Annotated in this window: 15 protein-coding genes; 14 read left to right on the top strand and 1 reads right to left on the bottom strand. The window is 72.0% G+C overall.

Annotated features, from left to right (window positions below):
* The first annotated feature begins 142 nt into the window (after window positions 1-142).
* From H9623_RS17510 to H9623_RS17460, 11 genes are all read left to right on the top strand, one after another.
* Complete coding sequence (locus H9623_RS17510; RefSeq protein ID WP_321575523.1) at window positions 143-5671, top strand: ThuA domain-containing protein; 5529 nt, start codon at window positions 143-145, stop codon at window positions 5669-5671.
* Between the two features lie 373 nt (window positions 5672-6044).
* Window positions 6045-6713: a hypothetical protein gene (locus H9623_RS17505; RefSeq protein WP_193721300.1), complete on the top strand. Its 669-nt coding sequence runs from the start codon at window positions 6045-6047 to the stop codon at window positions 6711-6713.
* An 84-nt stretch (window positions 6714-6797) separates the two neighbouring features.
* Window positions 6798-7802: a sugar phosphate isomerase/epimerase family protein gene (locus H9623_RS17500; protein WP_193721299.1), complete on the top strand. Its 1005-nt coding sequence runs from the start codon at window positions 6798-6800 to the stop codon at window positions 7800-7802.
* 247 nt (window positions 7803-8049) lie between these two features.
* Window positions 8050-9312, top strand: a complete 1263-nt coding sequence (locus tag H9623_RS17495; protein ID WP_193721298.1) for a Gfo/Idh/MocA family protein — start codon at window positions 8050-8052, stop codon at window positions 9310-9312.
* Window positions 9309-10931, top strand: coding sequence for a sugar ABC transporter ATP-binding protein (locus H9623_RS17490; RefSeq protein WP_193721297.1), 1623 nt, complete (start codon window positions 9309-9311; stop codon window positions 10929-10931). The genes H9623_RS17495 and H9623_RS17490 overlap by 4 nt, the downstream gene beginning before the upstream one ends.
* Window positions 10928-12049: an ABC transporter permease gene (locus H9623_RS17485; RefSeq protein WP_193721296.1), complete on the top strand. Its 1122-nt coding sequence runs from the start codon at window positions 10928-10930 to the stop codon at window positions 12047-12049. Before H9623_RS17490 ends, H9623_RS17485 begins: the two co-directional genes overlap by 4 nt.
* Window positions 12046-13155, top strand: coding sequence for an ABC transporter permease (locus tag H9623_RS17480; protein WP_193721295.1), 1110 nt, complete (start codon window positions 12046-12048; stop codon window positions 13153-13155). Before H9623_RS17485 ends, H9623_RS17480 begins: the two co-directional genes overlap by 4 nt.
* A 105-nt stretch (window positions 13156-13260) precedes the next feature.
* On the top strand, window positions 13261-14484 hold the full coding sequence (locus tag H9623_RS17475; protein ID WP_193721294.1) for a substrate-binding domain-containing protein: 1224 nt from the start codon (window positions 13261-13263) through the stop codon (window positions 14482-14484).
* Between the two features lie 196 nt (window positions 14485-14680).
* Entirely contained in the window at window positions 14681-15544 is an 864-nt protein-coding gene (locus H9623_RS17470) for a sugar phosphate isomerase/epimerase family protein (protein ID WP_193721293.1), read from the top strand.
* 152 nt (window positions 15545-15696) lie between these two features.
* Entirely contained in the window at window positions 15697-21774 is a 6078-nt protein-coding gene (locus tag H9623_RS17465) for a ThuA domain-containing protein (protein WP_227748864.1), read from the top strand.
* 159 nt (window positions 21775-21933) lie between these two features.
* The gene (locus tag H9623_RS17460; RefSeq protein WP_193721291.1) at window positions 21934-22731 is read left to right on the top strand and encodes a hypothetical protein; all 798 of its coding nucleotides are present in this window, start codon (window positions 21934-21936) and stop codon (window positions 22729-22731) included.
* A 103-nt stretch (window positions 22732-22834) separates the two neighbouring features.
* Here the strand turns inward: H9623_RS17460 and H9623_RS17455 are convergent, their stop codons facing one another.
* Entirely contained in the window at window positions 22835-23380 is a 546-nt protein-coding gene (locus tag H9623_RS17455; protein ID WP_193721290.1) for a GNAT family N-acetyltransferase, read from the bottom strand.
* A 179-nt stretch (window positions 23381-23559) separates the two neighbouring features.
* On the opposite strand from H9623_RS17455, the gene H9623_RS17450 reads away from it, so the two are divergent.
* The 3 genes from H9623_RS17450 (at window position 23560) to pxpB (ending at window position 26326) form a co-directional block, all read left to right on the top strand.
* On the top strand, window positions 23560-23751 hold the full coding sequence (locus H9623_RS17450) for a DUF1059 domain-containing protein (RefSeq protein WP_193721289.1): 192 nt from the start codon (window positions 23560-23562) through the stop codon (window positions 23749-23751).
* 74 nt (window positions 23752-23825) lie between these two features.
* The gene (locus H9623_RS17445; RefSeq protein ID WP_193721288.1) at window positions 23826-24608 is read left to right on the top strand and encodes a LamB/YcsF family protein; all 783 of its coding nucleotides are present in this window, start codon (window positions 23826-23828) and stop codon (window positions 24606-24608) included.
* Window positions 24605-26326, top strand: coding sequence for a 5-oxoprolinase subunit PxpB (gene pxpB, locus H9623_RS17440; protein WP_321575522.1), 1722 nt, complete (start codon window positions 24605-24607; stop codon window positions 26324-26326). Before H9623_RS17445 ends, pxpB begins: the two co-directional genes overlap by 4 nt.
* Window positions 26327-26635: the final 309 nt, after the last annotated feature.

The raw sequence follows: 26635 nt of genomic DNA, 5'->3' as shown, positions 1-26635 counted from the left end.
GTCCCCGCCCGCGGCGGGGAGCCGCGCCACGCGTGGCGCACGATGCCCGGCGGAGCTGGTCCGCCATCGGTGACGACGGTTCACGGCCGATGCCGTCGTCACCCCGGAGCGCAGCATGTCCCGACATCACAAGGAGTCCTTGGTGAGAAACGTGCTCTGGAGAGCACCGCGCGCAGCGTTGCGCACGGTCGCGGCCGTCGCCGCTACCGCGGTGGCCCTCCCACTGTCCATGGCGACCGGGGCGGCGGCCTTCGCCGCCGCACCCGGCGCCGTCCCCAGCTCCAACCAGTCCGCCACGACGTCGGCCGCGGCGGCTGCCGCCGCGGAACCCTTCGACGCCCTGGTCTTCTCCAAGACCGCCGGGTTCCGGCACGACGCCATCCCGGCCGGGATCGCGGCGATCGAGAGGCTCGGCACCGAGAACGGCTTCACGGTCGACGTCACGGAGGACGCGGCCGCCTTCACCGACGAGAACCTCGCGCAGTACGAGGTCGTCATCTGGCTCTCGACGACCGGCGACGTGCTCAACGGTGAGCAGCAGGCCTCGTTCGAGCGGTACATCGCGAACGGCGGCGGCTACGCGGGCGTGCACGCCGCGTCCGACACCGAGTACGACTGGCCCTGGTACGGCTCGCTCGTGGGCGCCTACTTCTCCGGGCACCCGCAGAACCAGGACGCCACGATCAAGGTCGAGGACGGGGTCCATCCCTCGACCGCGCACCTGCCGTCCCGCTGGGACCGGCACGACGAGTGGTACAACTTCCGCACCAACCCGCGCGACACCGTCCACGTGCTCGCGAGCCTGGACGAGACGACGTACGACGCGGGCGGCTCCAGGATGGGATCCGACCACCCGATCGCGTGGTGCCAGGCGTACGAGGGCGGCCGGTCCTGGTACACCGGCGGCGGCCACACCCAGGCCAGCTACACCGAGCCGGGCTTCGTGGAGCACCTGCTGGGCGGCATCCAGACGGCTGCGGGCGTCGTGGACTCGGACTGCAGCGCGACGCAGAGCGCGAGCTTCGAGCGCGTCGCGCTCGACGAGGACACGAGCAACCCGATGATGCTCGACGTCGCCCCCGACGGCACGGTGTTCTACGCCGAGCGTGACGGCCGCGTCCGCCGCATCGACCACGACGCCAACGTCACGACGACGGCGCTGACCCTCAACGTGACGCAGGCCAACGAGGACGGCCTGCTGGGCCTCGTGCTCGACCCGGACTTCGCCGCGAACGGCTGGCTCTACGCCTACTGGTCGCCCGCGAACGTCGGGTCGGACGGTCCGCACAACCGGATCTCGCGCTACACCTACGACACCGCGTCGAGGACGTTCGACCCGGCGAGCGAGAAGAAGCTCCTGACCGTGACCACGCAGCGCGACACGTGCTGCCACGCGGGCGGGGACATGATCTTCGACGAGGACGGCAACCTGATCCTCGCGACGGGTGACAACACCAACCCGTTCGAGTCCGGTGGCTTCACGCCGACCGACGAGCGTCCCGGGCGCAAGAACTTCGACGCCCAGGGCTCCTCGGCGAACTCGAACGACCTGCGCGGCAAGGTCCTGCGCATCACGCCCGAGGACGACGGCACGTACTCGATCCCCGCGGGCAACATGTTCGCCCCGGGCACGGACAGGACGCGGCCCGAGATCTACGCCATGGGCTTCCGCAACCCGTTCCGGATCGGGATCGACAATGCGACCGGGAACGTCCTGGTCGGCGACTACGGCCCTGACTCGGGCGCGGCAGACCCCGCTCGCGGTCCCCGCGGCGCGGTCGAGTGGAACGTCGTGAGCGAGCCGGGCTTCTACGGCTGGCCGTACTGCACGGGCGCCAACACGTCCTACGTCGACTTCAACTTCGCGACCGGCCAGTCCGGTGCGTCGTTCGACTGCGCGGCGGGCACGACCAACGACTCGCCGAACAACACGGGCATCCAGGACCTCCCGGCCGCCACGGCCGCCGAGATCTGGTACACCGGCGCGGCGAACCCGCAGTTCCCCGAGATCGGCGGCGGCGGTGCGCCCATGGGCGGCCCCGTCTACGCGTTCGACCCCGAGCTCGACTCCGACGTGAAGTGGCCCGCGTACTGGGACGGCAAGGCGCTGTTCGGCGAGTGGAACCACGGCACGATGTTCTCGATCCAGCTCGACGGCGACAAGCGTGACCAGATCGTCGACATCAACCGGATCATGCCGGGCGTGCTGGACCCGTCCAACGGGTTCGACCGCCCCATGGACTTCGACTTCGGTCCCGACGGCGCGCTGTACGTGATCGACTGGGGCTCGGGCTTCGGCGGCAACAACGACTCGAGCGCGGTCTACAAGGTCAACTACGTCCAGGGCGACCCGTCGCCGATCGCCCACGCCCGCGCGGACGTGACGAGCGGCGCAGCACCCCTGACGGTCCAGTTCTCGTCGGAGGGCACGCGGCACCCGGCCGGCGAGCCGATCGCGCTCCAGTGGACGTTCGGCGACGGCTCCGCGCCCTCGACCGAGGCGAACCCGACCCACACCTACGCCGCGAACGGCTCCTACACGGCCCAGCTCACCGTGACCGACAGCAACGGCAAGGTCGCCGTCGCCAACGTCACCGTGGTCGTGGGCAACCAGGCGCCCACGGTGAAGATCGAGTTCCCGGACAACGGCGGGTTCTTCGAGTGGGGCGACCAGGTCCGCTACCGGATCACGGTCGACGACCCCGACGGAGACGTCGACTGCTCGGCGGTCGCGCTGCGCACCTCGCTCGGCCACGACTCGCACGCCCACCCCATGGAGGAGCTGTACGGCTGCGAGGGGGTCCTCCAGACCGCTCGCGACGAGGGGCACGGCATCGAGTCGAACATCTTCTGGGTGATCGAGGGCTCGTACACCGACGACGGCGGCGAGGCCGGCGTGCCCCTGACGGGCAACGCCCTCCAGGTGCTCCAGCCCAAGCGCGTCCAGTCGGAGTTCTACACCTCGACGGGTCGCGAGACCTCGATCGGGACCGGCGGAACCCCGGGCGTCCAGAAGGAGACCACGTCGGACTCCGCGGGCGGCGGTCAGAACCTGGGCTACATCGAGCCCGGCGACTGGTGGGCGCACGAGCCCGTGAGCCTGGCGAACGTCGAGGCCATCAGCCTGCGCGTCGCCTCGCCCAACGCGGGCGGCGTGGTCTCGCTGCGCTGGGACTCGGCGACGGGTCCTGAGATCGGCCGGATCACCGTGCCGAACACGGGGGACTGGCAGGTCTACCGCGACGTCTCGACGCCGCTCACGAACGTGCCGGAAGGCAGCGGGACGCTCTACTTCGTCCTGCTCTCGGGCGGCATCAACGTCAACTGGATGGACATCGACGGCCGCGGCGTCACGGACAACGTCCGTCCTGACGTCGAGCTCGACGTGACTCCGGTGTCCGGGACGGTCCCGCTCGAGGTCACCGCGACCGCGACCGGCTCCGACCCCGACGGCGAGGCCTCCGACCTCGTCTACGCGTGGGACGACGGTCTGGGCGGCGGGTTCGTCGACGGCGGCCCGGAGTTCTCGCACACGTACACCTCGGCGGGCACCTACCGGCTGCAGGTCCGCGTGACCGACGCCGGAGGCGCCTACACGGTCAAGTACGTGAGCATCAAGGTCAACGAGTCCGGTCCGGTCATGTGCTTCTCGGGCCGCTCGGACGACTTCACGGGCACCGCGGTGGACGAGGACCGCTGGTCCACGATCATCCGTCGTGACCAGAAGCTCGCGGTCGCCGACGGTCACCTCGTGGTCCCGGCGAGCAAGGCGGACTTCTACGGTCAGGGAGAGGGGCCGGTGTCCAACATCGTCCTGCAGGACCTCCCGTCGGGCCCGTGGACGGCGACCACCAAGGTCACCTTCCCGGCGCGCGCCCAGTACCAGCAGGCCGGTCTGCTCCTGTGGGGCGACGGCGACAACTACGCCAAGATGGTGATCCAGGGCCGCTCGGCCACGCCGGACGCGAGCCAGCGCATCTTCCAGTTCATCCGTGAGGAGAACGGCACGCCGAACGAGGTGGCCGCGTCCAACACGGCGAACCTGGGGGCCGCGTTCCCCGACACGTTCTACGTGCGGTACACGAGCGACGGGTCGAACCTGCGGGCGTACTACTCGGCGGACGGCCTGGACTTCACGGCCATGGCGGAGACCAAGTCGCTCCACGGGCTCGTGAACCCGAAGATCGGGCTCGTCGCGCTCGCCAACGACGGCTCGGTGCCGGACGTGGTCGACGCGAAGTTCGACTGGTTCCACATCACGCCGGACGACACGGCCACCGCGGCCGGGCCGGACGACGAGTTCGAGGGGACGTCGCTCGACGGCTGCCGCTGGAGCACCGTGGTCCGTCCCGACGCGTCGGGCCTGCGGGTCGCGGGCGGCAAGCTCGAGATCGACACCACGCCGACGGACATCTACGGCACGGGCAACACCGACGTGCCGAACATCGTCCTGCAGGACCAGCCCGCTGGTGACTGGACCGTCGAGACGAAGGTCGACGGCTCGACGTTCAACCAGCAGTACCAGCAGGGTGGTCTGATCCTCTACGGCGACGACGACAACTACGTCAAGCTGGACTTCATCACGAAGAACCAGCCGGGCGCGGCGGTCGACCGTGGCCTGGAGTTGCGCAGCGAGGCCGGGGCGACCGTCCTCAACCCGCAGCCCAACGTCAACAACCTGACGCAGGGCGTGTGGTGGCTGCGCCTGGCCAAGGCGGGCACGACCTTCACCGGCTCGTACAGCGCCGACGGCGTCACGTGGACGGAGATCGCCGAGAAGGTGACCAACCCGGGCCTGGCGGACGCCAAGGTCGGCCTGTACGCCCTCGGCGCGAGCCAGCAGGCGTCCGCGACCGCGACGTTCGACCACTTCCGGGTCGTCCCGGCGGCCGCGCCGCTCACGGTGAGCGGGTCGCTCGACCCGGCCTCGCCGTCGGGCGCGGACGGCTGGTGGACCGGGCCGGTCACGGTCACGGTCGCCACCACGGGTGGCGCCGCGGGCCAGCAGGTCTACCGCGAGTACCAGCTCGACGGCGGCGCGTGGGCCGAGTACACGACCCCCGTGGTCGTGGCTGCGCCCGGTGAGCACGTGGTCAAGGTGCGGGCCTCGGCCGGCACCGAGAGCGCGAGCGGCGCCGACGTGGTGCTCAAGATCGACGGTGACGGCCCGAGCGTCGCGGCGACGCTGCGCGAGGACCGCACGGTCGAGGTCGTCGCGACGGACGACGTCTCGGGTGTCGCCTCGGTCGAGTACTCGCTCGACGGGACGACGTGGGCCGTGTACGAGGGCCCGGTCGCGGTCGGGGACGACGCGGTGTCGTTCTCCTACCGGGCCACGGACGTGGCAGGGAACGTCACGGCGCAGTCCGTCGACGTGCCCGCGGGCGAGTCCGTCCCCGTGACGGTCACCGCGGTCCCCAAGTGCGTCGCGAACCGCGTGGCGCTCGCGGTCACGGCCGTGAACACGGGTGACGGCCCGGTCACGGTCGTGCTCCGCTCGGCCTACGGCTCCAAGACCTTCACGGGCGTCGCGGCGGGCAAGTCTGCCCACCAGTCGTTCGCGACCCGTGCGGCGTCGGTCGACGCCGGACAGGTCACGGTCACGGCGACGGACGCCGAGGGGAGGTCCACCACCTACACGGTCGAGCACGCCGCGGCGAGCTGCGGCTGACCGGCCCCCGGGCGGCCACGGTGCCCCCGCGGCCGCGCGGGCGACGACCGGTGTGCCGTGGAGCATCGGCCGACGTGTGCTGACGGGGGCCCTTCGGCCGGGACCCCGTCAGCACGGCCGAAGGCCGCGCGCACACCTGGCGCCCCGCCACGACGGGGGGTCGCCGGCTCCCGGCGCCGGAATCCCGGTGCTCCGGCTGGCGCCGGGAGCCACCTTCCGGGACACGGAGGGTGCGGGGCGTCCGGTGGCGCCCCGTGGACGTGGCCGAGGCACGACCCGCGCGGCCTGGGGTGGCGCGGCGCACGACCAGCAGTACCGTTCGGCCCACCGGGCCGCGCAGCCCGACGTACGACCCTTCCTTCACGACGAGGTGATGAGCGACATGACTCAGCAGGCGAACCGGCACACCGACCGGGCGCGCGATCCACGCCCCCGTTCGCGTCCCGGCACGGCGGTCCGAGCCCGGCGACGTCTCGCGGCCCTGGTCGCGCTGTTCGGCGCGCTGCTCGCGACGATGCTGGGCGCGGCCCCCGCGGGTGCGCACGGCGGCGACATCATCCTGTCGATCGGCGGCGACGGCGCCGGCGGGATCTCGGTCAACGTGACCTACAAGACGGACGGGCACCCGGTCGAGGAGATCGTCGACGTCATGGTCACCGCGGTCTCCGACCAGGGGACGGAGGTCGGTCCGCTCCAGCTGTCGTCGGCCTCCGAGGGCGTGGGGTGGTACACCTCGGCCCCGGACGTCCTGAGCGACGGCCACTGGACCGTGACCGCGACGACGACCACCCCGGTCGCCACGACCGCGACCTCGCAGATCGACGTGGTCCCGCCACCTGCGGCGCCCGCTCCTGAGGCGGGCACGGCCGACGGCGCCGACGCAGGCGTGGCCGACGCCGAGGGCACCTCGGCCGCGGCGGCGGGCGACGAGGGGTCGGGGATCCCGACGGCGGCGCTCGTCGTGGGCGGCGCGGTCCTGCTCTTCGGCGTGGTCGCCGTGGTCGCGGTGCGCCGTCGGGCGTCGACCGCGACGCGGGCCTGACGACGCCCCGCCCGAGACCACCCCGGACTCACCGGAGCACGACCAAGACCCCCGAACGGGTGTCGGAACGAAGGAGACATCGACATGGCACGACCCATCACCCTGTTCACCGGCCAGTGGGCCGACCTGCCCTTCGAGGAGGTGGCCCGGCTCGCCTCGGAGTGGGGCTACGACGGGTTGGAGATCGCCTGCTGGGGCGACCACCTCGACCCGTGGCGCTGGGACGACGACGAGTACGTGCAGGGCAGGCTCGACCTGCTGGCCAAGCACGACCTCCAGGTCCACGCGATCTCGAACCACCTCAAGGGGCAGGCGGTGTGCGACGACCCGATCGACCAGCGCCACCGGGACATCCTCTCGGACCGCGTGTGGGGCGACGGCGACCCCGAGGGCGTCCGGCAGCGGGCGGCCGAGGAGATGAAGAACACGGCGCGCCTGGCGGCGAGGCTGGGCGTCAAGACCGTCGTGGGCTTCACGGGCTCGTCGATCTGGAAGTACGTGGCGATGTTCCCGCCGGCGTCGCAGGACATGATCGACGCCGGCTACCAGGACTTCGCGGACCGCTGGAACCCGATCCTCGACGTGTTCGACGAGGTCGGGGTCCGCTTCGCGCACGAGGTGCACCCGAGCGAGATCGCGTACGACTACTGGACCACCGTCCGCACGCTCGAGGCGATCGGGCACCGCAAGGCGTTCGGGCTCAACTGGGACCCGAGCCACATGGTGTGGCAGGACCTCGACCCGGTGGGGTTCCTGTGGGACTTCCAGGACCGGATCTACCACGTGGACTGCAAGGACACGAAGAAGCGCATGCACAACGGCCGCAACGGCCGGCTGGGCTCCCACCTGGCCTGGGCAGACCCGCGGCGCGGGTGGGACTTCATCTCGACCGGCCACGGCGACGTGCCCTGGGAGGACGCCTTCCGGATGCTCAACAGCATCGGGTACGACGGTCCGATCTCGGTCGAGTGGGAGGACGCGGGCATGGACCGCCTCGTCGGGGCGCCCGAGGCCCTGGCCTTCGTCAAGCAGTACGCGTTCGAGGCGCCCGACGCGGCGTTCGACGCGGCGTTCTCGACCAAGCAGTAGCAGCAGCTCCCGACCACGCAGCAGCAGGTGCTGCCGCGGGCGTGGCCGGCCGTACGACGACGCAGGGCGTCCTCCGAGCGAGGGCGCCCTGCGTCGTCGTCGGTGGGGGCCGTGCACGGTCGGGAGAGAGGAAACGCCGCCGACGGTACGCCGCAGCAATTGTTTAACCGATGATGTTACTGAACGGTGACAATGAACTTCCGGCTTTTGCTTGACCGCCGTCAGAAGTCCCCCTACGGTGTGTGACATGCGAGCCGAAGAAGTCGCGCAAGACCACGGGGCAGTCACCGCCCCCACAGCCCCGACGCAGGCGTCCACCCTGGACGCACACGCCACCGTGGCCGCAGCGACCACCCCCACCACTGACCGCGCAGCGACCGACCTGCTGCCCAGCCGCCTGCCCGCCGCGGGCTACCGGGCCGGGATCATCGGGACGGGATTCATCGGGGAGGTCCACGCCCGGGCGATCCGCACGGCCGGGGGAGACCTCGTCTCGGTCGCCGGGATCGACGCCCCGGGTGCCCGCGAGGCCGCGGCCGACCTCGGCGCGCAGGGCTACGCGGCCACCGCCCAGGAGCTCATCGACGACCCCGACGTCGACGTGGTGCACGTCTGCACCCCCAACTTCCTGCACGTCCCCCTCGCGACCGCGGCGCTCGCGGCCGGCAAGCACGTGGTGTGCGAGAAGCCCCTCGCGACCGACCTCGAGGGTGCGCTCGCCCTGGCCGGTCTCGCCGCGCAGGCCTCCGCCACGGACGGCCGCGTCGCCGTCGTGCCCTTCGCCTACCGCTTCCACCCCATGGTGCGCGAGGCGCGCGCACGCGTCCGCAGCGGCGCCGTCGGCACGATCAGCCTGGTCCACGGGTCCTACCTCCAGGACTGGCTGCTGCGCGCGAGCGACGACAACTGGCGCGTCGACCCGGCGCTGGGCGGGGCGAGCCGCGCGTTCGGCGACATCGGGTCGCACTTCTGCGACCTCCTCGAGTTCACGACGGGTCAGCGCATCGTGCGCCTCGTCGCCCAGACAGCGACCGTCAACGCCGAGCGCACGGGACTCGACGGGCTCCCGACCGCGGTCCGCACCGAGGACGCCGTGACGCTCCAGTACGAGACCGACGGCGGAGCGCTCGGCTCGGCGGTCATCAGCCAGGTCTCGGCCGGCCGCAAGAACCGCCTCTTCCTCGAGATCTCGGGGTCCGAGTCGACGCTCGCGTTCGACCAGGAGGCCCCCGAGAGCCTCTGGGAGGGACGCCGCGACACGAGCCGCCTGCTCGTGCGCGACCCCGAGACGCTCGCCCCCGCGGCCGCACGCTACTCCCGTCTCCCCGCGGGGCACCCCCAGGGGTACCAGGACTGCTTCGACGCTCTCGTCGGCGACACCGCCGCGGCCATCGCCGGGCGCACGCCCGACGGGCTGCCCACGTTCGCCGACGGGCTCCGGGCCGCACACCTCGCCGAGGCCGTGGCCCGTTCCGCACGCACCGGCACCTGGGTGGAGGTAGGGGCATGACATCACCGACGGCACCAGGAGGAGCGAGCGCCACGGTCGCGCCCATCCTGCGGCTGCGGGGCATCGGCAAGGTCTTCTTCGGCAACTCGGTCCTGCGCGGCATCGACCTCGACGTGCGCCCGGGCGAGGTCCACGCGCTCGTCGGCGAGAACGGTGCCGGCAAGTCGACGCTCATGAAGATCATCGCCGGGGTCCACCAGCCCGACGCGGGCTCCATGGAGCTCGACGGCGCCCCCGCGACGTTCGCGTCGCCGCTCGCAGCGCAGCTGGCCGGGGTCTCGACGGTCTTCCAGGAGTTCAACCTCCTGCCCGAGCGCACCGTCGCGGAGAACGTCTACCTGGGACGCGAGCCGCGCCGGTTCGGGATCGTCGACGTCCGGCGCATGGCCCGCGACACCGACGCCCTGCTCGCCGACCTCGGTCTGCACGGCCTCGCGTCGTGGATGCGGGTCGGTTCGCTGTCCGTCGCCGAGCAGCAGATCGTGGAGATCGTCAAGGCGGTCTCCTACGACGCGCGCATCATCTCGATGGACGAGCCGACCGCGGCGCTCGCCGACCAGGAGGTCGAGCTCCTCTACGCGCTCGTCCAGCAGCTGCGCGACCGCGGCGTCGCGATCCTCTACGTCTCGCACCGCCTCAAGGAGATCTTCGACCTCTGCGACACCATCACGGTCCTCAAGGACGGTGACCTCGTGCTGACGACCGCGACGGCCGACATCACCCCGGACCGGCTCGTGCGCACCATGGTCGGGCGCGAGTTCGCGGGCTACTACCCGGACAAGGACCCTGGCACGGTGCCGGGGGCCGTCAAGCTCGCGCTCTCGGACGCCGGGAACACCCAGGTCGACGGGATCGACCTCGAGGTCCGCGCGGGCGAGATCGTGGCACTCGCCGGGCTCCAGGGCAGCGGACGCACCGAGATCGCGCACGGCGTGTTCGGGGTCGCGCCCTTCACCCGCGGCACGGTCCTGCTCGACGGCGAGCCCGTGACGGTCGCCTCTGCCCGTGAGGCGGTCCGCCTCGGGATCGCGCTCGTGACCGAGGACCGCAAGGCCGAGGGCCTCGCGCTCGAGCAGTCGATCTCCGCGAACGCGCGCCTCGTGCTCGACGCCGTGACCCCCCGGTCCTCCGACCGTCGGGCCCGGGCGATCCCGGGCATCCTGTCGTCGCTCGACCTGGTCTCGCGCTCGAAGGACGCCGAGGTCCAGTACCTCTCGGGCGGGAACCAGCAGAAGGTCGTCCTCGCGAAGTGGCTCGTGACCGACCCGTCGGTCATCGTGCTCGACGAACCCACGCGTGGCATCGACGTCGGCGCCAAGCGTGCGGTCTACGACCTCATGCGGACGCTCACGGCGCGCGGCGTCGCGATCCTGCTCATCTCCTCCGAGCTCCCCGAGGTCGTCGCGATGGCCGACCGCATCCTCGTGATGCGCGACGGCCGGCTCGCCGGCGAGCTCCCCGCGGGCAGCGACGAAGAGGCCGTCATGGCGCTCGCGACCGGCGCGGGGGACACGTCCGAGCACGTCGAGGTCGACCTCTCCGCGCTCGACGTCCCTGTCGGGTCCACCGTCCGACCACCCCGTCCCGCGCACAGCGACACCCTCCAGGAGGAGAAATGAGCACCGCGGTGAGCACCGCTTCGCCCCGTGCGGGGAGCGTGACGTCGGGCCCCCGACGGCGCCGGCTCGGCTCGACGGGGATCGTCTACCTCGCGCTCGTCGGCATCCTGGCCGTCTCGGCCGGGCTCGTCGCGGCGCAGGGCGGCAGCTTCTTCAGCCAGGGGAACCTGTTCTACCTGCTGTCGCAGACGAGCCTGCTGGGCTTCGTCGCGATCGGGCAGACGTTCGTGATCCTGTGCAAGTCGCTCGACCTGTCGGTCGGCTACGTCGTGGCCTGGTCCTCGCTCGTCGCCGCCACGACCATGGCCGGCGACCCGTCGCGCATCTGGCTCGGCGTCGTCGCGGCGCTCGCGGTGGCCGCGGGGGTCGGCCTGGTCAACGGTCTGGTGATCTCGAAGCTCCGCGTCAACTCGTTCATCGCGACGCTCGGTGTCGGCCTCATCATCAAGGGCTACCTCGACACCCAGTACAAGGGCCCCTCGGGCGAGATCCCCAAGGCGTTCCAGGGCTTCGGGTACACCCGCATCGGCCCGGTGCCGGTCTCGGTCATCGTGCTCGCGGTGGTCATGGTGCTCGGCGTCGTGCTGCTGACCCGCACCCGCCCCGGCTACCACATGTTCGCGGTCGGCGGGAACATCGACGTCGCCCGGCTCTCGGGCATCCGCACCGACCGGTCGATCATCCTGGCCCACGTCCTGTGCTCGCTGTGCGCGGGCGTGGCCGGGCTCCTCATCGCGGCACGGTTCGGCACGGGCAACGCCCTGGTCTACACCTACGGCTACGACCTCAACTCGATCGCGGCCGTGGTCCTCGGCGGGACCCTGCTCATGGGCGGACGCGGCTCGATCCTCGGCACGATCGCGGGCGTCCTGATCCTCGCGTCGCTCGACACGGTGTTCAACGTGCTCGACGTCAGCCCGTTCTTCAAGGACGTCCTGCGCGGCGCGATCATCATCGCCGCGGTCGCCATGTACGCCCGCCGTCAGATCGACCCGGCCAGCAGCCGGGCGAGGTTCCGGGCGCTGGGCAGGTCCGTCGGACCGGGCTCGGGCCCGGACGGCGGCGGCCCCGGCTCCGCGAGCCCCACGAGCACCACCGGCAAGGAGGCCACCCGATGAGCGCGAGCACTCCCGCGACCAGCCCGAGCGGCACGCAGGCCCCGACCCGGGGCGGGTTCTCCCGCTGGGTCCAGCGCGTCACGTCCGGCAGCACCTGGACCGTCTACGCCCTGCTGATCGTGGTGTTCGTCGCGATCCTCGTGATGAACCCGTCGTTCGGCGAGCCCATGTCGATCATGGCCTTCCTGAAGAAGGCGGCCCCGCTCATCGTCCTGGCGATCGGGCAGTACTTCGTCATCGTCTCGGGGGAGTTCGACCTCTCGGTCGGCTCGCTCGTCGGGGCGCAGGTCGTGATCGCGGCCAAGCTCATCGACGGCGAGGAGTCCATGACGTGGCCCGTGATCGGCCTCATGGTCCTGTTCGGCCTGGGCGTCGGGCTCGTCAACGGCCTGATCGTCACGCTGCTCAAGGTCCCGTCGTTCATCACGACGCTCGGCATGATGCTCGTCCTGTACGGGGCGATCCGGCTCTGGACCGGCGGGGCGCCGACCGGCTCCCTGACGGAGGGCTTCCGCCAGTGGGGTCGTGGCGGGCTCCCCGACACGCCCGGCCAGTTCCAGGTCCCGTACGCGGTGCTCATCACGGTCGTCCTCGGCGTGGTCGCGGTGGTCGTCATGCGCCGCCCGTTCGGTCGCACGCTCGTCGCGACCGGTGACAACGACGTGGCGGCAGCGTTCTCGGGTACCGCGGTCTGGTGGGTGCGCACGCGGGCCTTCCTGTTCTCGGGCTTCATGGCCACGGTCGCGGGCATCCTCATCGGCGGCTACGCGGGCGTGACGGCCCAGGTCGGCGAGGGCCTCGAGTTCATGGCGATCACCGCGGTCGTCCTGGGCGGCGTCGTCCTGGGCGGCGGCCGGGGGTCGGTCGTCGCGGCCATGGCCGGCGCGCTGACCCTCGACGCCCTGTTCACCCTCTTCAACCAGCTCAGCCTGCCGTCCACGATCCGCCCCGCCGTCCAGGGCGTGATCATCATCGCCGCCGTGGCCTACGCCGCGATGCCGCGCAGGTCCAGGACCGCGCCCCCGGGCGCCCCGAGCTCCCCGACCACCCCGGCAGGGGTCCCCGAACCCACCGTCCCCAAGGAGCCCCAGCCAGCAGCGCCCTAGTCCTCCGGCCACCCCCCGGAACGCCACACAGATCCGTCCCCGACAGACCGTCGCACCGTTGCGACGGGCAGGACAACGAAGTCTTCCGATCACAGGAGAAGGAACATGCGACGCTCTCGAGTTCTCATGGCAGGAGCCGCGACCGCGGCACTGCTGTTCACCGCTGCGTGCAGCACCGACGTGCCCGACGCCCCCGCCGGGGGCGGCGAGACCGCCGCCGAGGCGGGCGAGGAGGCGAGCGAGTCCGGTGCGAACAGCGAGTGGTTCGTGCAGGCCGACTACGACCGCCAGCTCGCGCAGCGCACCGCGGTCCCCGAGGGACCGGCCGAGCAGCCGTGGCTGCAGGCCATCGACCCCGAGTACGTGGACACCGCGCAGTACGCGAAGGAGGGCGGCAAGAAGCTCTGCTTCTCCAACGCGTCGGTCTCCAACCCGTGGCGCGTCACGGGGTTCATCACCATGCAGCAGCAGGTCGAGGTCCTCAAGACGTCGGGCGAGATCTCCGAGTTCCGGGTCTCCGACGCGGCGGACGACGACAACAAGCAGATCTCCGACATCCAGGCGTTCGTCGAGGCCGGTGACTGCGACGCGATCATCATCTCGCCGTCCACGACCGCGACCCTGACCCCCGCGGTCGAGGCGGCGTGCGAGAGCGGCAAGCCCGTCATCGTGTTCGACCGTGGCGTCAACTCCGACTGCATGGTCACGTACATCCACCCGATCGGCGGCTACGCGTACGGTGCCGACGGCGCGGAGTTCCTGGTCGAGAACCTCGAGCCGGGCTCCAAGGTCCTGGCCCTGCGCATCCTGCCCGGCGTCGACGTGCTCGAGAACCGTTGGGCCGCGGCCGACAAGATCTTCTCGGAGAGCGACATCGAGGTCGTGGGCCAGGAGTTCACCGGTGGTGACGGCGCCAAGATCAAGGACATCGTGACGCAGTACCTGCAGCGCGGCGACGTCGACGGCATCTGGATGGACGCGGGCGACGGCGCGGTCGCGGCGGTCGAGGCGTTCGAGGACGCCGGCAAGCCCTACCCGGTCTTCATGGGCGAGGACGAGCTGAGCTTCATGCGCAAGTGGCAGGAGACGGACATGACGGCCCTGGGTGCCGTGTACTCCAACTTCCAGTGGCGCACCCCGATCCTCGCGGCCCAGAAGATCTGGAACGGCGAGCAGGTCCCGGCCGAGTGGGTCCTCCCGCAGTCGCCCATCACGGGCGAGGACCTGGACGCCTACCTCGAGGCCAACAAGGACATGCCCTCGCTGCACTACGCCAAGTTCGGCGGCGAGGACCTGCCCGGCTACCCCGAGGCGTGGACGAACCGCTGACGCGGTCGACGCACCTCACGGCCCCCGGCCGCTGACCCCGGCCCCCCGCCCGGTCCCTCGCTCTCCTCGAGGGGCCGGGCGTGGGTAGGTCGGCACGGCCCGCCGGGTGCCCGACGACGGAGCCCGCCTTCCGCGCGAGGGCGAGCTCCGGCGTCGGGCATCCCTGCAGACGCACCCACCGACGAAAGAGAGCACAGTGGCCCGCACACGCCCCTTGGGGGTCAACACCTGGGTGTGGACCTCGCCCCTGACCGACGCCTCCCTGCGAGAGATCGCCCCGCGCGTCGCCGGGTGGGGGTTCGACGTCCTCGAGCTGCCCGTCGAGGACGTCGCCGACTGGAACCCGCAGCAGGCCGCAGGCGTCCTCGACGACCACGGCCTCGGGGCGTCGGTGTCCCTCGTCATGGGGCCCGGGCGCGAGCTCGTCGCAGCCGACGCCGGCACGATCCGCCGGACCCAGGACTACCTGCGCCAGGTCGTCGACCTGGCGCACACGGTCGGTTCGCGGGTGATCGGCGGCCCCGCGTACGCGTCGGTCGGGCGCACCTGGCGGCTGACCCCCGGCCAGCGCGAGGCCGCGTACGCCGAGCTCGTCGACCACCTCGCGCCCGTCGTGGACCACGCCATGGCCGCGGGGGTGCGGATCGGTCTCGAACCCCTGAACCGCTACGAGACGAGCCTGGTCAACACGGTCGACCAGGGGCTCGCGGTCGTCGCACCCCTCCCGACCGAGGGGATCGGGCTCATGCTCGACATCTACCACATGAACATCGAGGAGACGGACCTGGCCGCCGCGGTGACGCGCGCCGGGGACCGCATCGCGCACGTGCAGGTCTGCGGCAACGACCGCGGGGCCCCCGGCAGCGATCACCTCGACTGGCCCGCGTTCCTCGGCGCGCTCGACCGGGTGGGCTACGACGGCTCCCTGTGCATCGAGTCGTTCACCGCCGACAACGCGACCATCGCGACGGCCGCCTCGATCTGGCGGTCGCTCGCCCCCACCCAGGACGCCATCGCTGTCGATGGCCTGGCCTTCCTGAAAGGACTGATGCGCGGCTGACCGACCGGTAGGTTGCACCACCTCGTTTCGCAGGACCGACGGCGCCGGCACGCCGTGGGACGACGTATCTCTTCACAGCACGTGCGGCCCCGTTCACCGACGAGCGGGGCACGGACTCTCGCCACGTGCCGACTGCCCTGGAGGCAAGACACATGAAGGCTGCGCGACTTCCCCTGCGGGGAAGAGCCGTCGCGGCGCTGACCATCGGAGCTCTGGCGTTCACTCTCGCGCCCGCGACCATGGCCACCGCCCACGACGGACCACATGCTCCCGGTGACGACCGCAAGGTCCTCATCTTCACCAAGACGACCCAGTTCCGGCACTCGGAGGCGATCACGCAGGGCACGCCCGTGCTCGAGGCCGCGTTCGCCGACGTCGGGATCGCGTCCGACCACACCGAGGACTCCTCGGTCTTCACCGACGCCGGGCTCGCCGAGTACGACGCCCTGGTCATGTTCCAGACGTCGGGCGACCCGTGGAACGCGGACCAGAAGGCCGCGCTCGAGCGCTACCAGCAGGCCGGCGGCGGCATCGTCGCGATCCACAACGCGACCGACATGCGCGGGAACTACGGCTGGTGGGACGACATGATCGGGGCGCTCATGCCCGGTCACGCGGCCACGGGCAACAGCCCGGGCCTGCCCGGCACGGTCCGCGTCGAGGACCGCGTGCACCCCTCGACGTCGCACCTCGACCAGCGCTGGAACCGCGCCGACGAGTGGTACAACTACTCGGCCAACGTGCGCGGCAGCGCGCACGTGCTCGCCACGATGGACGAGTCGACGTACGACGCGGGCGGCAACAAGATGGGCGCCGACCACCCGATCTCGTGGTGCAAGCCCTATGACGGAGGCCGCGCCTGGATGACCGGCATGGGTCACTTCGGTGCGCACTTCACGGGCGAGCCGGACCTGGTCCAGCACATCGTGGGCGGCGTCCAGTGGGCGTCCGGCCAGGTGGCCGGCGACTGCGGCGGCACCGACTGGGGCCAGTTCGAGAAGGTCGCGCTCGACACCAACACGAGCGCGCCGTTCGGCATGGACGTCGCCCCCGACGGCCGCGTGTTCTTCACCGAGCTCGTGCGCGGACAGATCCGCGTCTACGACCCGCGCACCCAGAACACCACGACCGCGCTCACCATCCCCGTGTACTCCGGTGGTGAGGACGGCCTGCTGGGCCTCGCGCTCGACAAGGACTTCGCGACCAACGGGTACCTGTACCAGTACTACTCGCCGGCCAGCGCCGACGACACGAACCCGGAGAACTTCTTCAACCGGATCTCGCGCTTCACCGTGACCGACGGCGGTCCCGGCGGCACCGTGATCGACCCGGCCTCGGAGAAGGTCCTCATCGAGGTCCCGGCCGGGCGCCTGCCCGACGAGCCGGGCCACACGGGCGGCAGCCTGATCTTCGACGACCGCACCGGTGACCTGTACATCGGCGTGGGCGACGACGTGAACCCGCACTCCGAGCCCTCGGGCGGCTACGCCCCGATCTCCGAGCGCCCGGGCCGGCTGCACGACGCGCGCGCGACGTCGGCGAACACCAACGACCTGCGCGGCAAGGTGCTCCGCATCCACCCCGAGGCCGACGGCACGTACACGATCCCCGAGGGCAACCTGTTCGCCCCGGGCACCGACAAGACGCTGCCCGAGATCTACGCCATGGGCTTCCGCAACCCGTTCCGCTTCACGATCGACCCCGCCACGGGCAACCTCGGCGTGGCCGACTACTCCCCGGACAACGGTTCGGACAACCTCGCGAACCGCGGCCCCGCGGGCATCGCCGAGTGGAACCTCATCCAGGAGCCGGGCTTCTTCGGCTGGCCCCTGTGCATGGGCAAGAACGAGCCCTTCCGCGACGTCGACTACCGCACCAACCCGGTGACGGTCGGCGCCAACTTCGACTGCGCCGCCCCGGTCAACGACTCCATCCTGAACACGGGTCTGACGCAGCTCCCCGCGGCCCAGCCCGCGGACATGTACTACGGCTACCAGCGCACCTCTGCCCCCGGCGTCATCAACGCCGGTGGCGGGCTCGCACCCATGGGTGGTCCGTTCTACAGCTACGACGCCGACCTCGTGTCGGACACCAAGTTCCCCGAGTACTACGACGGCAAGCCCTTCTTCTACGAGTGGGCGCGCAACAAGATGTACTCGATCGACCTCAAGGACACGACGCCGAAGGGCGCCGCCGTCGAGAAGGTCAACCCCTTCCTGTCGAACGAGCAGTTCCTCGCCCCGATCGACTCGACGTTCGGCCCCGAGGGCGCGCTCTACGTGCTCGACTGGGGCGGCGGGTTCGGGCGTGACAACCCGAACTCGGGCCTGCACCGCATCGACTACGTCTCCGGATCGCGCTCACCGGTGGCCAAGCCGGCTGCCACCCCCGACTCGGGCACGGCCCCGCTGACCGTCACGTTCGACGGTGCCGCGAGCACGGATCCCGAGAACGAGGCCCTCACGTACGCGTGGGACTTCGACGGTGACGGCACGACCGACTCGACCGACGCCAAGCCGGTGCACACCTACACCGCGAACGGCGTCTACGACGCCCGCCTCACGGTGAGCGACCCGTCGGGCAAGGTCGGCACCGCGACGGTCCCGATCACGGTCGGCAACACGCGCCCCGAGGTCGACTTCAACCTGCCGCCGACCGGGTCGTTCTTCGACTTCGGCGACCGGATCGACTGGGACGTCGAGGTCACCGACGCCGAGGACGCCTCGATCGTCGACGAGAACGTCATCATCCAGCCCGCACTGGGCCACGACGCGCACGCGCACCCGTCCGAGCCGCTCCACGGCACCACGGGCTCGGTCGAGACCGGCCTGGGCGGTGGCCACGGCGAGGACATGAACGTCTTCTACGTGCTCGATGCCCGGTACACCGACGGCGGCGGCGAGGGCGACGTGCCCGCGCTGACCGGCTCCGACACGACCCTGGTCTTCGGCAAGAAGCGTGAGGCCGAGTTCCAGACGTCCTCGCAGGGCACGACCCAGCTCCCGAGCCGGGACGTCGAGGGCGGCGGGTCCGTCATCACGGGCAAGGACGGGGCCTGGTCCTCGTACGACCCGTTCAACCTCCACCAGATCAGCGCCCTGTCGCTGCGCGTCTCGGCAGCCCAGGCGGGCACCGTCGAGCTGCGTCGTGACGCTCCCGACGGCGAGCTCCTCGCCACGGCCTCCGTCCCGGAGACCGGCCTGGGGACCTTCACCGACGTGCGCGTCGACGTGGCGGACCCGGGCGAGAGCTTCACGCTGTACGTCGTGTTCCCCGGTGCGGGCGAGCGTCGCCTGAACTTCATCGAGGCGCACGGCAAGGGCATCTCGGCCACGACCCGCCCCGAGGTCGTCGTGACCGCTCCCGAGGCGGGCGTCCAGCTCGAGCAGGGTGAGATCACGGTCTCGGCCGCCGCGACGGACGCCGAGAACACGGTCACGCAGGTCGAGTTCTTCGTGAACGGCGAGTCGATCGGCACGGACACGTCCGCGCCGTACACCACGACGTGGAACGCGACGGCGGACAACTACTACAAGCTGACCGCGGTCGCCACGAACGACAAGGGCCTCACCACGAAGTCCCGCATCGTCATGGCGCAGGTCGGCGACCTGTTCGCCGGCATGAAGACCTTCACCAACGCGAACGGCACGTTCGAGCAGCTCTCCGAGGGCAAGTACCTCGTGACCTCTGCAGGTGCCAACATGTGGCAGGGCACCGACGAGTACTCGGCCATCTACAAGGAGGCCGGGGCGGACGAGAAGTGGTCCGCGACGGTCAGGATCAACAGCCAGGGCAACTCCAACGGGTCCGCCAAGGCAGGGCTGATCGTCCGCAACGACGTGACGCAGCCGGGCAAGTCGCCGGGCTACGCGGCCCTGGGCATCCGCCCCAACGGTGGTTTCGAGTGGCTGCGCGGCAACGCTGCGGGCCAGCTCGTGACGTCGTCCGCGGCGAGCTCGTCGAGCTACCCCGCGTGGGTGCGGATCGAGCGCGACGGTGACCTGTACACCGCGTCGTGGAGCAAGGACGGCGAGAACTTCACCCAGATCGGCGACCCGGTGTCCCTGCCGGGAGCGGCGTCGGTCCAGGACGTCGGCCTGTTCGTGACGGCGCACAGCTCGAACCAGAGCGCGGTCGAGTTCCAGGACTTCACGTTCGACGACGACCCGGTCGACCCGACCGAGCCGGGTACGGGCACGCCGCCGCAGTGCGCGGCGCAGAAGTCCGACGAGTTCGACGCCGCGTCGCTCGACACCGGTCGCTGGACCGTGGTGCGCACCGCACCCGGGAAGTCGATCACGGTCGCGGACGGCAAGGCGGTCCTGCCCGTCGTCCAGGGCGACATCAACGAGGCGGTCCCGGGCCCGATCAGCTACCTGGGCCAGCCGGCACCTGCCGGGGCGTGGGAGATCCAGACCAAGGTCGAGGTCCCGCTCGCACGGCACTGGCAGCACGCGGGTCTCCTCGTGCACGTGAACGACGACGAGTACACCAAGTTCGCGTTCACGAAGAACCAGAACGGCAACCGTTTCCTGGAGTTCCAGACCGAGACCGGCGGTGCGCGCACGTGGCACGGCCAGACGAACGTCGCGGCGAGCTTCCCGTCGTCGGTGTACCTCAAGCTGACCTCGACGGGTACGGCCATCACGGCCGCGTACTCGGCGGACGGCCAGACGTGGACCGCGATCGCGGGCTCTGCCCCGGTCAAGGCGAACGCGACCTTCGGCGTCATCGCCGCGGGCGACACGGGCACGGCCGACTCGGTCGCGCTGGTCGACTGGTTCAAGGTCACGCCGGACTCGACGGACGGACCTGACGGTGGGACGCGGGTTCCTTCTGACGAGTTCGAGGGCACCTCGCTCGACGGCTGCCGCTGGAACAACGTGGTCCGCTACGACGCCTCGAAGGTCGAGGTCGCCGGCGGCGAGCTGCGCATCACCACCCAGCCGGGCGACATCAACAACAACAACCCGGTCAGCCCGCGCAACTTCGTGCTCCAGGCTGCCCCCGAGGGTGACTGGGTCGCGGAGACCCGCTTCAAGGCTCCGCTGCTGCACCGTTGGCAGTACGCGGGTCTGATGGCGTACGGCGACGACGACAACTACGTCAAGCTCGACGTGGTCGCCAAGAACCAGCCGGGCACCCCGCTGAACCTGGGTGCCGAGCTCGCGTCGGAGAAGAACGCGGCCTCGAGCGGCGGCAACCGCCAGCTCGAGATCGCCGACACCACCGAGTCGGGCTACTGGTACCTGCGCATGGAGAAGGTGGGCAACACCTACCAGGGTTGGGTCAGCGACGGCGGCGTGAACTGGACGTCCCTCGGGGCGCCAGTCACGAACGACGCGGCACTGACGTCCTTCGGTCTCGTGGCCATCGGCCCCGAGCAGGAGGTCCCGGTCACGGTCGCGTTCGACTGGTTCCACGTCACCACGGGTGACGAGGACACGCAGGCGCCGGTCGTGACCGTCGCCCAGGACCCGGCGGCCGGCGCGTCCGGCTGGAACACCGGGGCCGTGACGGTCTCCGCGACCGCGACCGACGACGTCTCGCAGGCGCCGTCGATCGAGGTCAAGGTCGCCGACGGCGCCTGGGCCCCGTACACGACCGGGATCGAGCTCACGACGGGTGGCGAGCACTCGCTCGCCTTCCGCGCGACCGACGAGGCCGGCAACGTGTCGCAGGAGGTCGCGCACGTGGTCAAGATCGACGCCACGGCACCGACCGTGAAGGCCGAGCTGTCCGAGCGCACGGTCACCCTGGCCGGCGCGGACACGGGCTCGGGCCTCGCCCGGGTCGAGTACCGCCTCGCCGACACCCCTGCGGACGAGTGGCTCGAGTACACCGAGCCCTTCGCCGTCGGGGACGGGGCCGTCGAGGTCTCGTACCGCGCGGTCGACGTCGCCGGGAACGTGAGCGAGCCGCTCACCCTCTCGGTGCCGGCGGTCGAGGGCGGGGTCACGGCCGAGGTCGTGGTGCGCACGCAGTGCACGGCGGGCAAGGCGCTCGTCAACGTGCGGGTCGTCAACACCGACGACGCGCCGGCCACGATCAAGGTGACCACGCCGTTCGGGACGAAGACCTTCACGGGTGTCGCCCCGGGCAAGTCCGCAGCGCAGTCGTTCGCCTCGCGCGCGACGTCGGTCGAGGCGGGCGCCGCCACCGTGGTCGCGACGATCGGTGACCGGACGTCGACGTTCACCGTCGACTACGCGGCCGCTTCCTGCGGCTGATGCACGAGCGGCAGGCGTCGCCCCCACGGGGGCGGCGCCTGCCGCGCACGGCTCCCGCGCCGGGGGAGCGGCCCGGCCGCGGCACGCACGGCGAGCCGCGGCCGGACACGCACCCGACGACCACAGCCTTCCCGCTCCCACGACGACAGGAGTTCTCCCGTGGCACGGACCACGTCCGCCCGGCGCAGCACGGCCCAGCGCACGGCGCGCTCGGCGACGGCTCGGGGAGCGGGCCCCCGGACCGGGGACGGTGCCGGCCGTCCCCGCCCGCGGCCGCCGGAGCGCGAACGCGCCCGGTGGCCGCGGTACCTCTCCCGCGCACGTCGAGCCTGGCTCGCGGTCGCCGCGCTCGCGGTGGTCACCCTGGTCGTCGCGGCGGTCGTCCGGGCCGTCGAACGGCCCGACGCCGGAGCGCCCGGTGCGTACGTCGCCGACCCGGCGCGCGTGGCCGAGCTCGAGGCCGCGGAGGCCGCGCGCGACGTCGAGAACCTGGGCGTCGTGACCGACTTCGCGGTCTCCGCGCAGGAGCGCCTCGCCCCGACCATGGAGGACCTGTCGGTCGCGCTGCCGTTCGACGGTTCGCCCGGCACACCCGCGACGCCCGAGCAGGTCTCCGGCTGGCGCGAGGAGCTCGCGGCCCTGACGGCCGAGGCCGAGGCGCTGCCGTCCGGCGCGTCGGGGTACAACGTGACGCGCAACGGGCTGGGCGTCTCGATCGCGCTGCTGGGCGACACGGTCGACACGCTCGTGCTGGCCGGCGAGGCCGCCGAGCCCACCCGCGCCGCCCTCCTGGCGCTCGCGGCCGACCTCCGGCTGCGCGCTGCCGACACGTGGGCCATGGCCGCGACCCAGCTCGACGGGCTGAGCGTCGACGCCGACCAGGGGCACGTCCACGTGTTCCTGCCGCTCCACCCCGACGACGCGGGGGACGGTGCCGCGAGCCCGGTGGACCACTAGCCCGGCGCTCGTCGCCCGGCTCGCGGGGTCACCTACGGAGCGCCGAGCCCCGGCGGGCCCGTCCTCGGCGTCGCGCCGTCGCGCAGCACGCCGGGCGGCGGGCTCAGTCGAGCGGGCGCACCATGACGACGTCGTCGTGCGCCTCGCCGCCCACGACGTAGGTGCGCGTGCCCGCGAACGCGAAACCGTGCTTGCGGTAGAACGCCTGGGCCCGCGCGTTCTCCCCGTTGGTACCGAGCCACACGGCCTTGTCCGGGACGAGGGCCGGTGCTGCGTCGAGCGCGGCCCGCAGGAGGTCGCCCGCGACCCCGGTGCCCTGCGCGGCGGGGTGCACGTAGATCTTCGACAGCTCGACCGTGGGCTCGTCGCCGACCACGGCCACGATGTCCGCGTCGTCGGGCACGCCGCGCACGAGGAGCGCGTAGCCGACCAGGTCGGCGACCTGCTCGGGCCCCTCGGCGACGAGCAGCGCGTGGTCGGGGCTCGCGGCCCACGCGACGAACTTCTCCGGGGAGAGCTGCGCGCGGATGTGCTCGGCGACCGCCGCAGGGTCGGAGCCGGGCGGGCAGGCGAGCGGGAACGTGAGAGCGGCCAGCTCCGCGAGGCGGGCGGCGTCGTCGGGGGTCGCGGGGCGCAGGGAGGTCGTCACCCGCGGAAATCTACCCGGGTGCACCCACGAACGGGAGGGGTGTCCGGCCGTCGGGCCGTTGACACCCCTCCCCGGGGGGAGGACGGTGGAAGGACCGGAGACGTCGCCCGCCCAGCCCACGGACGCCGCCCCCGCCGGAGCCCCGACGACGGGGCCCGCGTGAGGGGAGGTGAGAACACATGAGGAAGATGGTCGACTGTCGGACCACACCCAGCGTCATCAACTGCACGCTGACGATCGCGGGCGAGGAGGAAGAGGTCCTCGACGCCGCGTACGACCACATGATCAGCAAGCACGGGCACGAACCGACGCCCGAGCTGAGGGAGCAGATCCGTGCCGACCTGGTCGACGCAGAGCCCTCGATGGCCTGACCGCACCAGACGGTACAGCCGGTCGTGACCCGCGGGTCACGACCGACACGCGTGCCCTCGGCCATGATGGGGGCATGGCACACCTCCCGGCGCCCGGGCGCCGCATCGACCTCAACGCCGACCTGGGCGAGGGGTTCGGGCCGTGGGCGCTCGCGGACGACGACGCCCTGCTCGACCTCGTGACCAGTGCGAACGTCGCGTGCGGCTTCCACGCGGGCGATCCGTCGATCATGCGTGGCGTGACGCGCGGTGCGGTCGAGCGGGGCGTGAGCATCGGGGCCCACGTCGCGTACCGCGACCTCGCGGGCTTCGGTCGCCGCTTCGTGGCGGTCGCGCCGGCCGAGCTGACCGCCGACGTCGTCTACCAGATCGGCGCGCTCGACGCGTTCGCCCGCCTCGCGGGCGACCGGGTCCGGTACGTCAAGCCGCACGGCGCGCTCTACAACGCGATCGTCCGGCACGAGGAGCAGGCGGCGGCCGTCGTCGACGCGGTCGCGGCCTACGACCCGACCCTGCCCGTCGTCGGGATGCCCGGCTCGGCCGTGCTGCGGCGTGCCCGGGAGGCGGGGCTGCCCGTGGTGCGCGAGGTCTTCGCGGACCGCGGCTACGCACCCGACGGGTCGCTCGTGCCCCGCGGGACCCCGGGAGCGGTCCTGCACGACCCCGTCGAGGTCGCCGAGCGCGCGCTGCGCCTCGTGGCCGAGGGCATCGTGGTCGCGGCGGACGGATCGGAGGTCACGGTCGAGGCGGACTCGGTCTGCGTCCACTCCGACACCCCCGGCGCGGTAGCGCTCCTGACCGCGGTGCGCAGGACGCTCGAGGCGAGCGGCGTCGTCGTGCAGGCGATCGGGCGGTGACCGTGCCGACGGGATCGGGCGAGCCGCACGCGCCGAGCATCCGGGCGTACGGCGACCACGCCCTCCTGGCCGACGTCGCAGGGCTCGACGAGGTGCACGCGCTCGCCGCCGCGCTGCAGGCCGCGGACGTACCCGGCGTCGTGGACGTCGTGCCCGCGGCGCGCACGGTGCTCGTGGTCCTCGACGACGCGGCGACGACGGCGGACCTGGCCAGGGTGGAGGACGCGGTCCGGGAGGCGTGGGCCTCCCGGACGGCCGTGGCGCACCCGGGGGAGGGGAGCGTCGTGGAGATCCCCGTCGTCTACGACGGCGAGGACCTGCCCGACGTCGCCGCGTGGGCGGGCCTGTCCGTCGCCGAGGTCGTGGCCCGGCACCGCGGGCGCGGGTACGTGGTCGCGTTCGGCGGCTTCATGCCGGGCTTCGGCTACCTGACCGACGTGGACCCGACCATCGCGGCCCCGCGCCTCGCGACGCCCCGGACGCGCGTGCCCGCAGGATCGGTCGCGCTCGCGGGCGGCCTCACGGCGGTCTACCCCCGCGAGACGCCGGGCGGCTGGCGCCTGCTGGGACGCACCGACGCCCGGTTGTTCGACGTCGACCGAGACCCGCCTGCGCTGCTGACGGCGGGGACCCGTGTGCGGTTCCGGGCCGTCGACCGGCTGGCGGGGGACGCCGGCGCGGACGCCGCCGAGGAGGACGGAGCCCCTCCCGACCTCGACGAGGGGCACCCCGGGGCCGACCGCGCGGGTGCGCCGGCCGCGGAGGCCCGGCCCGGTCGCGAGACGCCCTTCTCCGGTGCGGCGGCGCGCCCTGTCGCGGGAGGGGTCGAGATCCTCGCCACGGGGCCGCTCACCCTGCTCGAGGACGCGGGACGTCCGGGCTGGGCGGCGTCAGGGGTCGGACGGTCGGGGGCAGCCGACCAGGGGGCGTTGCGCCTGCTGAACCGTCTGCTCGCCAACGACGGCCCCGTCGCGGCGCTCGAGGTCACCCTCGGCGGGCTCGCGGTGCGGTTCCACGAACGAGCCACGTTCGCGCTCGCGGGAGCAGAGGTACCCGCGACGCTCGACGGGACACCCGTGGGGAGGCAGTCGCTGCTCGAGGCGCGGCCGGGCGCCGAGCTGCGGCTCGGGTTCGCCGCGCACGGGACGCGGGCCTACCTGGGGGTGCGAGGCGGGTTCGCCGCGACCCCGGTGCTGGGCTCGCTCTCGTTCGACGTCCTCGCGGGGCTGGGGCCCGCTCCACTGCGGGTGGGGGACCGTGTGGCGATCGGTCCCCGCCCGTCGCGGCTGCCCGTGGTCGACGCGATCGCTCCCCGCGCGGAGGTGGTCGGCGTCGTCGAGCTCGCGGTGCTCCGCGGGGTGCGCGACGACTGGTTCGGGGACGAGGCCTGGCGAGCCCTCCTGGAGGGGACGTTCGAGGTCTCCGACGCGAGCAACCGTGTGGGCCTGCGGCTCGCCGGGCCGAGGATCGACCGGCGGACGGGCGAGCTCCCGAGCGAGGGGCTCGTCCCCGGCGCGATCCAGGTCCCGCCCGACGGGCGTCCCGTCCTGTTCCTGCGCGACCACCCCGTCACGGGCGGGTACCCCGTGATCGGGGTCGTCGTGGGAGGGGCGCTCGACGCGGCGGCGCAGGTCAGGCCGGGCGACAGGGTCCGGTTCAGGGAGGCACCGCGGGTGCCCGGCGCGGCGGGGCGGGGGCGAGACGGGGCAGCGAGTTGACGGAGCCGCCGGACGCCGCGTAATGTTCTCGAAGTCAGCCCGGCAGGGAGGAACAGACACCACTGCGAAGCTCCTCGGAGCCGCCGCGAAGTGGCTGGATCCCCCGGGTGGCCACCCCTCAGAAGTTCTCGGAGACACCTCTGCGTGCCACGGGATCGACGGGGCGGCAGGCTCAGGCGGATCGGCTTCACCGGAAACGGCGAGTTGAGACGCGGGAATGAGTCTGGTAGCTTTGAGAAGTTGCCCCGAGTGAAGGCCTGGGAACGGGTTGGATTCGGTGCGTGTCGGTTGCTTGAGAACTCAACAGTG

The sequence above is a fragment of the Oerskovia douganii genome (genome assembly GCF_015142735.1).
GTDB classification, from domain to species: domain Bacteria; phylum Actinomycetota; class Actinomycetes; order Actinomycetales; family Cellulomonadaceae; genus Oerskovia; species Oerskovia douganii.
The sequence above is the reverse complement of the archived record's forward strand: the minus strand, read 5'-3'. Positions and strand labels throughout refer to the sequence as shown.

Bases quoted from the DNA above. Each gene is read 5' to 3' on its own strand.
- H9623_RS17505 (WP_193721300.1), top strand. From the start codon at position 6,045: ATGAGCGACATGACTCAGCAGGCGAACCGGCACACCGACCGGGCGCGC.
- H9623_RS17500 (WP_193721299.1), top strand. From the start codon at position 6,798: ATGGCACGACCCATCACCCTGTTCACCGGCCAGTGGGCCGACCTGCCC.
- H9623_RS17495 (WP_193721298.1), top strand. From the start codon at position 8,050: ATGCGAGCCGAAGAAGTCGCGCAAGACCACGGGGCAGTCACCGCCCCC.
- H9623_RS17490 (WP_193721297.1), top strand. From the start codon at position 9,309: ATGACATCACCGACGGCACCAGGAGGAGCGAGCGCCACGGTCGCGCCC.
- H9623_RS17485 (WP_193721296.1), top strand. From the start codon at position 10,928: ATGAGCACCGCGGTGAGCACCGCTTCGCCCCGTGCGGGGAGCGTGACG.
- H9623_RS17480 (WP_193721295.1), top strand. From the start codon at position 12,046: ATGAGCGCGAGCACTCCCGCGACCAGCCCGAGCGGCACGCAGGCCCCG.
- H9623_RS17475 (WP_193721294.1), top strand. From the start codon at position 13,261: ATGCGACGCTCTCGAGTTCTCATGGCAGGAGCCGCGACCGCGGCACTG.
- H9623_RS17465 (WP_227748864.1), top strand. From the start codon at position 15,697: ATGAAGGCTGCGCGACTTCCCCTGCGGGGAAGAGCCGTCGCGGCGCTG.
- H9623_RS17450 (WP_193721289.1), top strand. From the start codon at position 23,560: ATGAGGAAGATGGTCGACTGTCGGACCACACCCAGCGTCATCAACTGC.
- H9623_RS17445 (WP_193721288.1), top strand. From the start codon at position 23,826: ATGGCACACCTCCCGGCGCCCGGGCGCCGCATCGACCTCAACGCCGAC.